The organism is Kitasatospora sp. NPDC032121 (assembly GCF_055580145.1).
Map to the genome: position 1 here is coordinate 1,002,530 of NZ_JBVILX010000002.1, position 14,701 is coordinate 1,017,230.

Consider the following 14,701-nt stretch of genomic DNA (forward strand, 5'->3'; position numbering starts at 1 on the left):
CTTCCCCTCCCCATCCCCCCCCCCAGACGGAGAAACGATGAAAGAAAACAAAGCCCCCCCCCCCCCCCCCCGGGGGGGCCCCCCCCCCCCCTCTGCCGTTCCGGCCGGTCAGTACCGGGGCCGGTTGAACCACTTGACGCTGTCCTGGAGGCACATGGCGGTGATCCAGATGATGCTGACGGCCAGCCAGAGCAGGCCCGCGATCAGACCCGTCGCGGAGCCGCTGCCGAGGGCGCCCAGCAGGATCAGCAGGCCGACCAGGCCGCCGAGCGAGCCGTACACGATGGTGGTGACCCGGACGGCGTTGCCGCCCTTGCCGAACTTCACGCCGAGCGTGATGGAGAGCGCGGCGAACAGGCCGAACACCACGCCGACGACGATCAGGACACCGCCGACGGCGTCGCCCAGCGCGAGGAACGAGTCGTCGCTGGTGGTCTTGCTGACCTGGCTGGTGGCGTCCTTGGCGACCGCCCCGAGGATCACGTAGCCGAACGCGGCGAGCGTCTGCACACCGCCGACGATGAACAGCAGCACCCGGGCGGCCGTCATCAGGCTCGGCATGGACACCGGGGCCACCGGCGCGTACCCGTAGCCCGGGGCGGCCTGCGGGTAGCCGTAGCCCGGGGCGGCCTGCGGCGGCGGGGCCTGCTGCGGGTAGCCGTAGCCGGGCGGGGCGGCCGGCGGCTGGCCGTACGGGTTGTTCGGGTCGGGCGGGTAACTCATGGATGCCTCCGGGCAGTTTGCGGGGACGCGGGGACGGGACGCTGACGGCCCGGTGCGGTCGGTCGGTCGGGTCACCGACCGAAGGGGACGTTAGCGGAGCGGGGTGACAGCCCGGCGGCGGTGACGGGCGCCGCGGCTCGGCGGTGTGGTGAGCGTCAGGGGCGCGAGACGGTCGACGGGTTCGGTGCGGGCGGGACGGTGCCGCCGCGGTCGGACTGCTCGTTCTGCTGTGATCGGCTCACTGACTCTTTCCCCCGGGTACGCCCCGCCGCGGTGATCCGTCGGCCCGTCACCGGGCCGGTACGCGGCGGGAATGCCCGCTTATCGTCATCCGGACGACGGGGCCGTGTCCAGCCGGTTCCGCGCGCCGGGCCCAGACTGTGGCGCAACCGCAATGTGCGGCGGACCTTCGTACCCGTCCGTTCACCCTCGTGTTCACCTGCGCTCCCACCCGTGCGCCCGTTCGCCGGGCGTCCTCCCGCCCCGGCGCCGGACGCCCTCCCGCCCCGTTCGCAGGACGTCCTCCCGCCCCGTTCGCAGGACGTCCTCCCGCCCCGGCCGGGAGGCCCTCCCGTACCGGTCCGGGCGGCCCGCCCCGCCGTCCCGGACCGCTCGTCGGAGCGGACCGCCGCCCTCGGTACGGAGACCCCCGGCGATCCGGGAGAATGGGGTCATGACTGCCCAGATTCTCGATGGCAAGGCCACCGCCGCCGCGATCAAGTCCGAACTCGCCGCCCGCGTGGCGGCCCTCAAGGCGAAGGGCGTCACGCCCGGCCTCGGCACCGTCCTGGTCGGCGACGACCCGGGCAGCCGCTGGTACGTGAACGGCAAGCACAAGGACTGCGCCGAGGTCGGCATCGCCTCGATCCAGCGCGAGCTGCCCGCCACCGCCACCCAGGAGGACGTGGAGAACGTCGTCCGCGAGCTCAACGCCGACCCGTCCTGCACCGGCTACATCGTCCAGCTGCCGCTGCCCAAGGGCCTGGACCAGAACCCGGTCCTGGAGCTGATGGACCCGGACAAGGACGCCGACGGCCTGCACCCGACCTCGCTCGGCCGGCTCGCCCTGGGCATCGACGGCCCGCTGCCGTGCACCCCGCTCGGCATCGTCGAGCTGCTGCGCCGCCACGACGTCGAGATCAACGGCGCCGAGGTGGTCGTGGTCGGCCGCGGCATCACCGTCGGCCGCTCGATCGGCCTGCTGCTGACCCGCCGCAGCGAGAACGCCACCGTCACCCTGTGCCACACCGGCACCCGGGACCTCGGCGCCCACCTGCGCAAGGCCGACATCATCGTGGCCGCCGCCGGCGTGCCGCACCTGGTCAAGCCGGAGGACGTCAAGCCGGGCGCCGCGGTGCTGGACGTGGGCGTCAGCCGCAGCGAGGGCAAGATCGTCGGCGACGTGCACCCGGGCGTGGCCGAGGTGGCCGGCTGGATCTCCCCGAACCCCGGCGGCGTGGGCCCGATGACCCGCGCGATGCTGCTCAACAACATCGTCGAGGCGGCCGAGCGCCGCGCCGGCATCTGACACCCCAGGGACGGCGAGCATGACTGAACCGCGACCGGCAGGCTCCCGCCGCAGGCCGGTCAAGACCACCGGCACCCTGCCGCCCGAGGGCTCGGCCGCGGCCCTCGGACGCGAGCACGCCCTGCCGGTGCGGCAGTGGCCGATCACGCTGGTCCTGCTGGTCGTCGGCGCCGGCCTCGCGGTCACCTGGTTCGCCGACTTCAAGGACGGGTTCAAGTACGGGCTGCTGATCCTCGGCGCCGGCGTGCTGCTCGGCGCGGTGCTGCGGCTGGTGCTGCCCGAGGTCGGGATGCTGGCGGTGCGCAGCCGCTTCACGGACGTGATCGTGCTGAGCTTCCTGGGCATCTCGATCGTGCTGCTGACCCTGGTGGCGCAGCCGAACCCGTGGCTGCAGATCCCGCTGCTCGACAACATCGGCCAGCTGATGGGCCGGCCCAGGCACTGAGGCCCCGGGCACCGCTCCGCGGGCCCGTGACGGCCCCCGCCCGCCCATGGAAACCCAGGGCGCGGGCGGGGGCCGCCTTTCTTCTGTGATGCATCAGCCATGCCGGGACACCCGGCGTACGCTTCCCTTTGCGATAACCTGACGCCGGTCTCTCGACGTCGAGAGATCATCCTGGCTCCAGCGCCGGTGTGCCTGGGGCGCCTGGCGAATTTGCTGGAGAAGGTAGAAATGACTCGCACCCCCGTCAACGTCACCATCACCGGAGCGGCCGGTCAGATCGGCTACGCGCTGCTCTTCCGCATCGCCTCGGGCCACCTGCTCGGCGCCGACGTGCCGGTGAACCTGCGCCTCCTGGAGATTCCGCAGGGCCTCAAGGCCGCCGAGGGCACCGCCATGGAGCTCGTCGACTGCGCCTTCCCGCTGCTGCGCGACATCACCATCACCGACAAGCCGGCCGAGGCCTTCGACGGCGCCAACGTCGCGCTGCTGGTCGGCGCCCGTCCGCGCACCGCGGGCATGGAGCGCGGCGACCTGCTCCAGGCCAACGGCGGCATCTTCGGCCCGCAGGGCAAGGCCATCAACGACCACGCCGCGGACGACATCAAGGTCCTGGTCGTCGGCAACCCGGCCAACACCAACGCCCTGATCGCCCAGCGCAACGCCCCGGACGTCCCGGCCGAGCGCTTCACCGCGATGACCCGCCTGGACCACAACCGCGCCGTCGGCCAGCTGTCCGCCAAGACCGGCGCCCTGGTCTCCGACATCAAGCGCGTCACCATCTGGGGCAACCACTCCGCGACCCAGTACCCGGACGTCTTCCAGGCCGAGATCGCCGGCAAGCCGGCCTTCGAGGCCGTCGGCAGCGACCTGGGCTGGCTGGAGAACGACTTCATCCCGACCGTCGCCAAGCGTGGCGCCGCCATCATCGACGCCCGTGGCGCCTCCTCGGCCGCCTCGGCCGCCAACGCCGCCATCGACCACGTGTACACCTGGGTCAACGGCACCGCCGAGGGCGACTGGACCTCCATGGGTGTCGTCTCCGACGGCTCCTACGGCGTTCCGGAGGGCCTGATCTCCTCGTTCCCGGTCACCACCAAGGACGGCGAGTTCAAGATCGTCCAGGGCCTGGAGATCTCCGACTTCTCGCGCGCCCGCATCGACGCCTCGGTCCGGGAGCTGGTCGAGGAGCGCGACGCGGTCCAGGAGCTGGGCCTCATCTGAGCCCGCCCCGCACGGCTTCACCGGCGGCCCGTCGCTTCCCTCCCGGAAGCGGCGGGCCGCCGCCGTGTCCGGCCCCCGATCCGCCGCCGCGTCCGCCCGGGGCCGCCGTCGTGTCCGGCCCCGGCCGGTTCCGGCCGCCCTACACTGGCCCGCTGTGAGCGAAACACTCGGGGACGCCGCGCTCGTCCTCGTCTTCATCCTGCTGGGCGGGCTGTTCAACGTCGCCGAGATCTCGCTGATCTCGCTGCGCGAGGGCCAGATCCGGACGCTGGAAGCGCGCGGGACCCGGCGCGCGGCCCGCGCCGCGCACCTGGCGGCCGACCCCAACCGCTTCCTGGCCGCCGTCCAGGTCGGGGTGACCTGCATGGGCTTCCTGTCCGCCGCCTTCGGCGCGGACACCCTGGCCGGCAAGGTCGCCCCGCTGTTCGTCCGGGCCGGGCTGTCCGAGGGCGTGGCCGACGCGGTGGCCCTGGTCGGCCTCACCCTGGCGATCAGCTACGCCTCGCTGGTGCTGGGCGAGCTGACCCCCAAGCGGATCGGCCTGCAGCGCGCCGAGTCCATCTCGGTCGTCGCCGCCCCGGTGGTGGACGTGATGTCGGTGGTGCTGCGGCCGGTGATCTGGCTGCTCGGCCACTCCACCAACCTGATGGTCCGGCTGCTCGGCGGGGACCCGACGGCGGGCCGCGGCTCGATGAGCTCCGAGGAACTGCGCGGCCTGGTCGCCGCCAACACCGAACTCGGTAGCGACGAACGGGCGTTGATCGCCGACGTGTTCTCCGCCGGAGAGCGCCAGCTGCGCGAGGTGATGGTCCCGCGCACCGAGGTGACCTTCCTGGACGCCGAGCGCCCGCTGGCCGCCGTCCGGCACCAGGCCGACACCTCCCCGCACTCGCGCTACCCGGTGGTCGAGGGCAGCGCCGACGCGGTGGTCGGCTTCGTCCACGTCCGCGACCTGTACGGCGCGCGCGGCGAGCAGGCCGTCAAGGTCCGCGACCTGGCCCGCCCGGTCAAGCTGCTGCCCGGCACCAAGCTGGTGCTGGAGGCGATGGGCGAGATGCGCCGGGAGGGCCACCACCTGGCCATCGTGGTGGACGAGTACGGCGGCACCGCCGGGATCGTCACCCTGGAGGACCTGGTCGAGGAGGTGATCGGCGAGATCCGGGACGAGTACGACCGCCCGGAGTCCGCCCCCACCCGCCGGCTGGCCGGCGGCGGCATGGAGCTGGACGGCCTGCTCAACCTCGGCGACTTCACCGAGGAGACCGGCGTCGTCCTGCCCGAGGGCCCGTACGAGACGGTGGCGGGCTGTCTGGTGGCCGCGCTCGGCCGGCTGCCCAGGGACGGCGACCAGGTGCGCGTCCCGGTCGAGGGCGGCGGCGGGGTGCTGCTGACGGTGGCCAAGGTCGAGGGCCGGCGGATCGCCCGGGTGGGGGTGAGTGCGGTCACACTGGCCGAGCCTCCGGGGGCGGAGGTTTCCTGAGCGAGCGGTGGAACTGGAACAATGGCGCGCATGGTCAACGCAGCGGTCACTGGTCCGGTCAAGGACCGTCCCCGGGTGCTCTCCGGCATCCAGCCCACCTCCGGCTCGTTCCACCTCGGCAACTACCTGGGCGCGGTGCGCCAGTGGGTGGACCTCCAGAAGGCCAACGACGCCTTCTACATGGTCGTCGACCTGCACGCGATCACGGTGCCGCAGGACCCGGTGACGCTGCGCGAGAACACCCGGGTCTCCGCCGCCCAGCTGCTCGGCGCGGGCCTGGACCCGGACAACTGCACCCTGTTCGTCCAGTCGCACGTGCCCGAGCACGCGCAGCTCGCCTGGGTGATGAACTGCCTCACCGGCTTCGGCGAGGCCTCCCGGATGACCCAGTTCAAGGACAAGTCCTCCCGCTACGGTGCCGAGGGCACCACGGTCGGCCTGTTCACCTACCCGATCCTGCAGATCGCGGACATCCTGCTCTACCAGGCGGACGCCGTCCCGGTCGGCGAGGACCAGCGCCAGCACGTGGAGATCACCCGCGACATCGCCGAGCGCTTCAACACCCGCTACAGCCCGACCTTCACGGTCCCGAAGCCGTACATCCTCAAGGAGACGGCGAAGATCCAGGACCTCCAGGACCCGGCCGTCAAGATGAGCAAGTCGGCCTCCTCGCCCAAGGGCCTGGTGAGCCTGCTGGACGAGCCGAAGGCCAGCGCCAAGAAGTTCAAGAGCGCCGTCACCGACACCGGCACCGTCGTCTCCTACGACGAGGAGGGCAAGCCGGGCGTCTCCAACCTGCTGCGCATCCACTCCGCGCTCAGCGGCCAGTCGGTGGACCAGCTGGTCGAGCACTTCGAGGGCAAGATGTACGGCGCCCTGAAGACCGAGCTGGCCGAGCTGTTCACCGAGTGGGTGACCCCGTTCCAGGAGCGCACCCGCAGCTTCCTGGACGACCCGGCGGAGCTGGACCGGGTGCTGGCGATCGGCGCCGAGAAGGCCCGTGAGGTGGCGTCGGTGACGCTGGAGACGGTGTACGACCGGATCGGCTTCCTCCCGGCCGCCAAGCGGTGACTCCCCTCACACGCCTGCCCGATGGTGGCGACCTCCCCGAGGTCGTCACCATCGGCGTGTCCGTGAGCGTCCCGGACCCGTACGGCACGGCGATCCAGGACGCCCGGGCCGGGCACGGCGACCCGCTGGCGCGGTCGATACCCACGCACGTCACCCTGCTGCCGCCGACCGAGGTGCCCGCCGAGCTGCTGCCGAAGATCGAGGAGCACCTGGCGGCGGTGGCGGCCGCGCACCGGCCGTTCCGGATGCTGCTGCACGGCAGCGGGACCTTCCGCCCGGTCTCCCCGGTGGTGTACGTCCGGGTCGAGGAGGGCGCGCAGGAGTGCCGGCTGCTGGAGGCGGACATCCGCTCCGGCCCGCTGGCCCGCGAGCTGGCCTTCCCGTACCACCCGCACGTGACGGTCGCCCACGGTCTGCCGGACGACGTGCTGGACCAGGCGTACGAGCAGGCGCGCGACTTCCGGGCGGACTTCCCGGTCCCGGGCTTCGGCCTCTCCCGCTTCGGTGCGGACGAGGTCTGGCGGCCCTGGCGGAGCTACCCGTTCGGGTGAACCGGGGCGTGCGCCGCAGCACGGACCGGAGTGTGGGCCGGAGGGTGAACCGGCCTCCCCGCCCGCCGAGTTCGGCCGTCCGGCGGGCCGCGCAGCCGTAGTCCGGCGCACGGTGCCCGGCCCGACGCCCGGCACCGTCCGGTGCCGGGCGCCCGCCGGAGCGCACGCGGAGGACTACTCCTTGCGGAGCATCGCGTCGACCACCCGGGCGGCGGCCTTGCCGTCGTCCAGGTCGCAGTACGCCTCGCGGAACGCGGTGGCCCGGTCGGCGTACTCCGCCGCGACCTCGTCCAGCCGGCCGAGCACGGAGACGAGCTCCTCGGAGGTGGCCGGCATCGGGCCGGGCGCCTCGGCCTCGTAGTTCAGACTGAAGCCGCGCAGGTTGTCCCGGTAGTGCTCCAGGTCGTAGGTGAAGAGCACGATCGGCTTGCCGGTCGACGCGAAGTCGAAGACGCTCGCCGAGTAGTCGGTCACCAGGACGTCGGCGATCAGCAGCAGCTCCGCCATGTCGGGGTAGCTGCCGACGTCCCAGATGTAGCCGTTGCCGGCTCCCGGGATCTGGCCGCACATCAGGTGGTGCCGGCGCACCAGCAGCACCTGGTCGTCGCCGAGCGCGGCCCTGGCCGCCGCCAGGTCGATCCGCAGGTCGATCTGGTAGCCGTCGTCGGGCCGGCGCCGGTCCTCGCGCCAGGTCGGCGCGTAGAGCACGACCTTCTTGCCCTCGGGCAGGCCGAGCCGCTCCCGGACCTGCTCGGCGGTCTTCTCCCGGTCGGCCGCGAACAGCAGGTCGTTCCGGGGCAGACCGCTCTCCAGGATCTCGCCCTTGAAGTCGAAGGCGCGCCGCAGCACCGGGGCGGACCAGCGGTTGCCGGCCACCAGCAGGCTCCAGTTCGGGACCTCCCGGGCCAGGCTCTTCAGGTACTTGGAGTCGGTGAACCAGACCTTCTCGAAGTCGAAGCCGATCTGCTTCAGCGGGCTGCCGTGCCAGGTCTGGACGACCACCTGGTCGGGGCGGCGGACGAAGAAGTCGGGCAGGTGGGTGCCGGCCACGATGTACTTGGCGGTGGCCAGCGCCTCGTACCACTCCGGGCCGCGGTACCGCAGCGCGCTCGCGGTCCGCGGCAGCTCGGCCTGCATGTCGTCGGTGCCCCACAGGTGCTCCAGCGGCAGGCCGCGGCGGACCAGCTCCTCGTGGACCGCCCGGGGCGAGTCGGCGTACGCGCCGTACTTGCCGGTGTGGTACACCACCGCGTCGCGCAGCGGCAGCCGGCGGGCGGCCGGGTAGTCCACGCTCTGCAGCTGGCGCTGGCGGTAGCGGGCCCGCTCCTCGGGCAGCAGCACCGAGTCCGACAGCAGCGACAGGCCGTCGTGGCGGCGGCGCTCCAGCAGTATCCGCTTGCCGCGGGACTCCACCGCGACCGGCAGGGCGTCGAAGCAGTCCGGGGTGACCAGCGCGGCGGCGTCCGGCAGTTCGGGCACCGGCACCCCGACCGGACGGAACACGACGTGCCAGATGCCCCGGGAGAGCGGCACCCGGCCGGCGAAGGAGGCCGTCGGCACGGCGGGCAGCGCGGTGCGGAACCGGCCGTCCGAGATCTCCACCGGGTAGGCGTGCTCCTCCTCGCGCCACTTGTGACGGACCACCAGCTCCCAGCGGTGCGCGCCGGGCAGCGGGAACGAGCCGCTCAGCAGGAAGCCGTCGGCGCCGCGCGAGGAGACCTCGTCCACCAGCGGCTGGAGCACCTGGTCGGCGAACTGGAGGCGCCCCTCGGGGGAGGGCTTGGAGTAGAGGGCCCGGCGCTCGGCGACCGGGGCCTGCGGGTTCAGCGCCAGGTGCAGCCGCTCGGGGGCGTTGCGGTCGTCCCAGGCCAGCGGGACGGTGCTGCCGTCGGCCAGCAGCAGCGCGCCGGTCCAGTGGTCGCGGCTGCGCTCGGCGGCCACCGGGTCCAGCTCGGCCCAGGCCTCGCGGACGGCGGTCAGCTCGGCGACCGGGAAGACCGCGGTGAACGGCTGGAGCGAGCCGACCGGAGCGCCCAGCTCCAGCGGGAAGGTCACCTGGCGGTCCGACTCGGCGTGGGTGAGCCGCAGCCGCGCCCCGGCGAAGCTCGGGCCGGAGCGGGCCGCGCCCGAGACCTCCACCCGGTCGCCCTGCGCGGCCAGGCCGGTCACCCGGGCCTTGACCGTCTCCACCCGGAGGTAGACGAAGTTGTCCCGGACCCACGGCACGATCCGCACGTCCGGCTCGACCCAGTGCCACGGCAGGAACAGCGCGCTGTCGTTCTCGCCCGCCGAGATCCGGCCCTTGTAGACCCCGCCCTTGCCCGCGCCGGCCACCAGGACGCGCCAGTTGCCGTCCTTCCACTGGCCGCGGTGCCGGAGCTTCCTCGGGTCGACGGACACGGTGAAGCCGGACCAGTCGCAGCTGTACAGGTCGTGCCGGCAGCTCGCGGTGGCCTGGGGGGCGTACGTGGTCTTCATCGGCACCGCGATGACCCGGCGGCCCTTGGCCTCGCGTAGCACCAGGGTGCGGACCATGTCGTGCTTGCCGGCCGCGCCCAGCTGCTCCGGGTACGCGTGCCCGGTCAGCCGGAGCTTGCCGTCCACCCAGGAGCTGTCGTACAGCCGGCTGCGGATGACCAGCGAGTTGTCCAGCTTGAGCACCCCGGCCGGCACGCTCTTGCGCCCGCCGCGCAGGAACGGGTAGTCGGCGTACGGGCGCAGCAGACCGCGGGCCTGGACGCCGCCGCCGCTCTCGCGCTCGTAGGTGATCTGCTCGACCAGCTCGTCCATCCGGCCCGCCAGGGTCAGGTGGTACTTCAGCCGCACCGGCGCGCGCAGCTTGGCGACCTGCTCGGCGCCGATCGCCCGGAGCAGCCGGCCGACGTGCTGGACGTAGGCGTCCCGGTACTCCTTGTCGCCCTCCACGAGGGACCAGAAGAACATCGGGATCTCCTCGACGAGGGTGTTCTCGTCGTAGGAGCGCAGGTACTCGGCGAAGCGCGGCTCGGTCTGCTTCAGCAGCCAGGCGCGGACCAGCTCGACCGAGGCGACCCGGTCGATCAGGCCCTTCGGGTTGGTGCGCATCTGCGTGATCGACATCTCGCCGACCTCGCGCTCGCGCCAGTGGTAGATCGGCTCGGAGAGCACGTCCACGCTCTTCGCCAGGTAGTGGTGCGGCACGCTGACCGGGGCGTCCTCGTACAGGATGCCCTCGGGGTAGAGCAGGCCGGCCGCGTCGAAGAACGAGCGGCGGTACACCTTGTTCCACGCGGTGCGGTCGGTGACCAGCGCCGGGATCTCGGTGATGTGGGTCTTGAGCCTGGTCTCCTTGAACGGCTTCAGGTGGCCGGTGGACGGGTAGTAGCCGACGGCGCGGAAGCGCAGCACGTTGCCGGTGCAGAAGTCCGAGCCGGTCTCGTCCAGCGTGTTGATCATCAGCTCGTACGCGCTCGGCGGCATCGAGTCGTCGCTGTCCACGAAGCACAGGAACTCGGAGTCCGGGTCGATGTGTCGGATGCCGGTGTTGCGGGCCGCGCCGAGGCCCTTGTTCACCTGTCGGACCAGCCGGAACCGGGAGTCCTTGGCCGCGTACGCCTCGGCGAGCGCCGCGCTGCCGTCCTTCGAACCGTCGTCGACCATGACGCACTCGAAGTCCGTGAAGGTCTGGGCGGCGATCGAGTCGAGGCATTCCACGAGGTAGCGCTCGACGTTGTAGATCGGGACGACGATGGAGAGGCGGGGAGCCATCGGCTACGCAGGCCTTTCTCTGGAGGAGCGTGGCAGCCCGTACGGGGCCTGGCCGCACTTGGATCGGTGCGTACGTGCGCCCCCGATCCTACCTCCGGGGACCTCGCCCACCGGGGGACCACTACGCTGGGCCCGTGGCCCGTTTCAGCGTGATCGTCCCCGTGTACCAGGTGCAGGACTACCTCGGCGAATGCCTCGATTCGGTGCTCTCCCAGGACGGCCCGGACTTCGAACTGATCGCGGTGGACGACCGCTCCCCGGACCGCTGCGGCGCCATGCTGGACGAGGCGGCCGCCGCGGACGCCCGGATCCGGGTGCTGCACCTGCCGGAGAACGTCGGCCTCGGCCGGGCCCGCAACGCCGGCCTGGAGGTCGCCACCGGGGACTACGTGATCTTCCTCGACAGCGACGACACCCTGACCCCCGGACTGCTGAAGCACGTCGACGAGCGGCTCACCGCCACGGGTGACCCGGACGTCCTGGTCTACGACTACGCCCGCACCTACGCCGACGGCCGGATCACCCGGGCCGCCTCCGCCCACGTCTTCGGCGCCGCCTCCCCGGACGTCTTCGACCTCGACGCCCGCCCCGACCTGCTCGACCTGCTCCAGGTCGTCTGGAACAAGGCCTACCGCCGGGGCTTCGTCACCGAGCAGCGGCTGGTCTTCCCGGCCGGCTACTACGAGGACACCCCCTGGACGTACCCGGCGCTGCTCGCCGCCGCCCGGATCACCCTGCTCGACCGGGTCGGCGTGCACTACCGCCAGCGCCAGGAGGGCGGCAACATCCTGGCCACCGCCAGCCGCAAGCACTTCGACGTGTTCGACCAGTACGACCTGGTCTTCGCCTTCCTCGACGGCCGCCCCGACCTGGAGCGCTGGCGCCCGGTCGTCTACGGCCGGATGCTGCACCACCTCAACACCGTGGTCTCCAAGCCCGGCCGGGTCCCGTCCGGCGACCGCCGCGAGTACTTCCGCCGCGCCGCCGAGCACTGCGCCCGGCTGCGGCCGGCCGGCTACCGCCCTCCGTCCGGCGTGGACGGCGTGCGCACCGAGCTGCTCAGCCACGGCCGCTACGGCGCGTACCAGGCGGTCCGCGCCCTCGCCAAGGCCCGCCGACTCGTCAAGCGGTAGACCCGATCTGACGCCCGTTCGGGGGACATGCCGGTATAACCGGTGGGTGGACTTCCTGACCCGCCTGCCGGTCGTCGGCCCGCTCGTGGCCCGGGTGCTGCGCAGCCGCCCGTACCTGGTGTACGAGTACCTCACCGCCGCCCGGGGCAACCGGCTGGCCGGCGCCGTCACCTTCTTCGGCTTCCTCGCCCTCTTCCCGCTGCTCACGGTCGGTCTGGCGATCGCCGCCGCGGCGCTGAGCGACAGCCGGGTGCACGAGCTGCAGGAGCACGTCTCCGACCAGCTGCCGGGGATCTCCGACGCGGTCGACCTGCCCGCCCTGGTGTCCAACGCGGGCACCGTCGGCCTGGTCGGCGGGGCGCTGCTGCTGGTCTCCGGCCTCGGCTGGGTGGACACCATGCGCACCTCCATCCGGGACCTGTGGCAGCTGCCCCACGAGGACGGCAACCCGGTGCTGCGCAAGGCCTGGGACGTGGCGGTGCTGGCCGGCCTCGGCCTGGTCTCGTTGTTCTCGCTGGCCGCCTCCGCCGTCGGGACCACGCTGGCCGGCCGGATCGCCGACGCGCTCGGCCTCAACAGCGGGTACCTGCTGACCGCGGTCGGCGTGCTGATCGCCATAGCGTGCGACATGCTGCTCTTCGCCTACCTGCTGGCGCCCTTCCCCGGGATCACCGACCAGCGCCGCCGGGACCTGGTGCAGGGCGCGCTGATCGGCTCGGTCGGCTTCGAACTGCTGAAGCTCCTGCTCGCCTCCTACCTGGGCTCGGTCGCCGGACGGAGCGTGTACGGGGCGTTCGCCACGCCGGTGGCGCTGCTGCTGTGGATCAACTTCGTCTCCCGGCTGCTGATGTACTGCGTGGCCTGGACGGCGACGGCCGACCCGGTGGCGGCCCGGGAACGGACCAGGGCGCACGGGCGGGCACTGCTGGAGGCGGCCGACGAGGCACAGCGGGCGGCGGAGGCGGACGCGGCGGAGAAGGCCGCCCGGGCCGAGCGGCGGAAGAAGGGGAACGGGAAGGCGAACGGAGAGGTCCGGCCCCAGGACTGAGACCGGACCCTCTCGCGGCTCCGCGGATCAGCCGGCGGAGCGCCGCCACAGCACCACCGCGCCGTACCCGAGCGCGACCCCGGCCAGCACCACGACCGTCCAGCCGCCGAGGGCGAGCCCGTCGCCGCCGCCCGTCGCCGCGGGCGCCGCGGCCGCCGGGTCGGCTGCCGCGGTGGCGGGCGGCGGCGCGGGCGTCTCCTCGGCGCCACCGGCCTGAGCGGTCGGCGCGGCGCCGGCGGGCGGGACCTCGTCGACCAGCCGGCCGACCGGCTGGACCTTGCCGGCCGCGGCGAAGCCCCAGTCCAGCAGGGCCGCCGTCTCGTCGTAGACCTTCTGGTAGCTCGCCGGGTGCATCACCGTCACCAGCAGGGTGCGGCCGCCTCGCTCGGCGGCGCCGACGAAGGTCGAGCCGGCGTTGGTGGTGGTGCCGTTCTTCACGCCGATCAGGCCCGGGTACTTGCCCAGCAGCCGGTCGGTGTTGGCGATCCCGAAGCTGCCGCGCCGGCCGGTGGCGCGGTCGACGGCGCCCGGGAACATCGCCTCCCGGGTGGCGCAGTACGTCCGGAAGTCCGCGTTGCGCAGGCCGGCCCGGGCGAACAGCGACAGGTCGTAGGCCGAGGAGACCTGGCCCTCCATGTCGTAGCCGTCCGGGGAGACCACCCTGGTGTCCCGCGCCTGGAGCGCGTCGGCGCGGGCCTGCATCTCGGCGACGGTCTGCCGGATGCCGCCGTTCATGTGCGCCAGGACGTGCACCGCGTCGTTGCCGGAGCTGAGGAACACCCCTCGCCACAGGTCCTCGACCCGGTAGTCCAGGTCCTCCTTGATGCCGACCAGGCTGCTGCCGGGGCCGATCCCCTGGATCTCCTCGTCGGCCACCCGGTGCACCGCGTTGCGGTCGAACTTGGGCAGCACGGTGTCCGCGAAGAGGATCTTCAGGGTGCTCGCCGGGGGCAGCCGCAGATGCGGGTTGCTGGCCGCCAGCACGTCCCCTGACGCCAGGTCGGAGACGATCCAGGACTGCCCGGTGAGATCGCCGGGCAGCGACGGGGCGCCCGCCATCGGGGCGACCTGCACCCCGGGGAGCCCCAGCCGCTCGCCGCCGATCGCGGCCGACGGGGGCGGCTGCTGCGGAGCCGCGCCCGCCGGGGCGGCGAGCAGTACCGGTAAGGCCGCGGTGACCGCGGCGCACAGGCGCGCGAACGTCAGTCGGGGAGTGGACACCAGCTGACCGTACCCACTCCCGGCCTCCGGTGCCCGCCCCCGGGGGCCCGTCCTCCGCAGGAGGGGCCCGCCCTACGCCGATCGGCGGCCCGCGCATACTGGGGATGCACACCGCCTTCACACGCCGAGGACCGCCATGAAGCTCAGCCGCCGCACCTCCTGGTTCCTGACCGCCTTCGGGGTCTGGTCGATCATCATCTGGACGACCTTCGTGAAGAACCTCTGGAAGGACTCCGGCGGCCAGGCCTTCACCGACGGCGACCACTCCCAGCCCACGGCGTTCTTCTGGATCCACCTCCTCCTCGCCGTCACCTCCTTCGTCCTCGGCATCGCCGTCGGCGGCATCGGCGTGCGCGGCCTGCGCGCCGCGCGCCGCACCCCGGCCACCGACTGATCCGGCGCGGGCGACGGTGACGGCCGAGCGGCACCCGGTGCGGTACGGCGGCCGGAGCGGCCCGACCGACCTCGGCGCCCTGCGCCGGGACGCGCGAAGGCCCCCGCCCGATCGGAGGATCGGGCGGGGGCCTTCGCGT

Annotated in this window: 12 protein-coding genes; 9 read left to right on the plus strand and 3 right to left on the minus strand. The window is 72.8% G+C overall.

Features of this window, described 5'->3' with window-relative positions; all coding sequences use genetic code 11:
• Positions 1 to 108 precede the first annotated feature (108 nt).
• Positions 109 to 723, minus strand: a complete 615-nt coding sequence (locus ACZ5OX_RS10440) for a hypothetical protein (RefSeq protein ID WP_465629499.1) — start codon at positions 721 to 723, stop codon at positions 109 to 111.
• 673 nt (positions 724 to 1,396) lie between these two features.
• Here ACZ5OX_RS10440 and ACZ5OX_RS10445 point away from each other — a divergent pair.
• The 6 genes from ACZ5OX_RS10445 (at position 1,397) to ACZ5OX_RS10470 (ending at position 7,019) form a co-directional block, all read left to right on the plus strand.
• Complete coding sequence (locus tag ACZ5OX_RS10445) at positions 1,397 to 2,251, plus strand: bifunctional methylenetetrahydrofolate dehydrogenase/methenyltetrahydrofolate cyclohydrolase (RefSeq protein ID WP_392867187.1); 855 nt, start codon at positions 1,397 to 1,399, stop codon at positions 2,249 to 2,251.
• A 19-nt stretch (positions 2,252 to 2,270) separates the two neighbouring features.
• On the plus strand, positions 2,271 to 2,696 hold the full coding sequence (locus ACZ5OX_RS10450) for a DUF3017 domain-containing protein (RefSeq protein WP_449788220.1): 426 nt from the start codon (positions 2,271 to 2,273) through the stop codon (positions 2,694 to 2,696).
• A 228-nt stretch (positions 2,697 to 2,924) separates the two neighbouring features.
• Positions 2,925 to 3,917, plus strand: a complete 993-nt coding sequence (locus tag ACZ5OX_RS10455; protein WP_449788221.1) for a malate dehydrogenase — start codon at positions 2,925 to 2,927, stop codon at positions 3,915 to 3,917.
• A gap of 154 nt (positions 3,918 to 4,071) precedes the next feature.
• Entirely contained in the window at positions 4,072 to 5,397 is a 1,326-nt protein-coding gene (locus ACZ5OX_RS10460) for a hemolysin family protein (protein WP_465629501.1), read from the plus strand.
• A gap of 75 nt (positions 5,398 to 5,472) precedes the next feature.
• The gene (gene trpS / locus ACZ5OX_RS10465; protein WP_392914445.1) at positions 5,473 to 6,468 is read left to right on the plus strand and encodes a tryptophan--tRNA ligase; all 996 of its coding nucleotides are present in this window, start codon (positions 5,473 to 5,475) and stop codon (positions 6,466 to 6,468) included.
• 62 nt (positions 6,469 to 6,530) lie between these two features.
• Positions 6,531 to 7,019, plus strand: a complete 489-nt coding sequence (locus ACZ5OX_RS10470) for a 2'-5' RNA ligase family protein (protein ID WP_402410333.1) — start codon at positions 6,531 to 6,533, stop codon at positions 7,017 to 7,019.
• Between the two features lie 174 nt (positions 7,020 to 7,193).
• On the opposite strand, the gene ACZ5OX_RS10475 is transcribed toward ACZ5OX_RS10470, so the two are convergent.
• Positions 7,194 to 10,766 carry a bifunctional glycosyltransferase/CDP-glycerol:glycerophosphate glycerophosphotransferase gene (locus ACZ5OX_RS10475; protein ID WP_465629502.1) on the minus strand — a complete coding sequence of 1,191 codons (3,573 nt, stop codon included), beginning with the start codon at positions 10,764 to 10,766 and terminating at the stop codon, positions 7,194 to 7,196.
• Positions 10,767 to 10,900: 134 nt separating this feature from the next.
• On the opposite strand from ACZ5OX_RS10475, the gene ACZ5OX_RS10480 reads away from it, so the two are divergent.
• Entirely contained in the window at positions 10,901 to 11,899 is a 999-nt protein-coding gene (locus ACZ5OX_RS10480) for a glycosyltransferase family 2 protein (RefSeq protein ID WP_449788225.1), read from the plus strand.
• Positions 11,900 to 11,945: 46 nt separating this feature from the next.
• Entirely contained in the window at positions 11,946 to 12,947 is a 1,002-nt protein-coding gene (locus tag ACZ5OX_RS10485) for a YihY/virulence factor BrkB family protein (RefSeq protein WP_465629504.1), read from the plus strand.
• Between the two features lie 27 nt (positions 12,948 to 12,974).
• Here the strand turns inward: ACZ5OX_RS10485 and ACZ5OX_RS10490 are convergent, their stop codons facing one another.
• On the minus strand, positions 12,975 to 14,168 hold the full coding sequence (locus ACZ5OX_RS10490; protein ID WP_465629505.1) for a D-alanyl-D-alanine carboxypeptidase family protein: 1,194 nt from the start codon (positions 14,166 to 14,168) through the stop codon (positions 12,975 to 12,977).
• A gap of 136 nt (positions 14,169 to 14,304) precedes the next feature.
• On the opposite strand from ACZ5OX_RS10490, the gene ACZ5OX_RS10495 reads away from it, so the two are divergent.
• Complete coding sequence (locus ACZ5OX_RS10495; protein ID WP_392867160.1) at positions 14,305 to 14,562, plus strand: SCO4848 family membrane protein; 258 nt, start codon at positions 14,305 to 14,307, stop codon at positions 14,560 to 14,562.
• Positions 14,563 to 14,701: the final 139 nt, after the last annotated feature.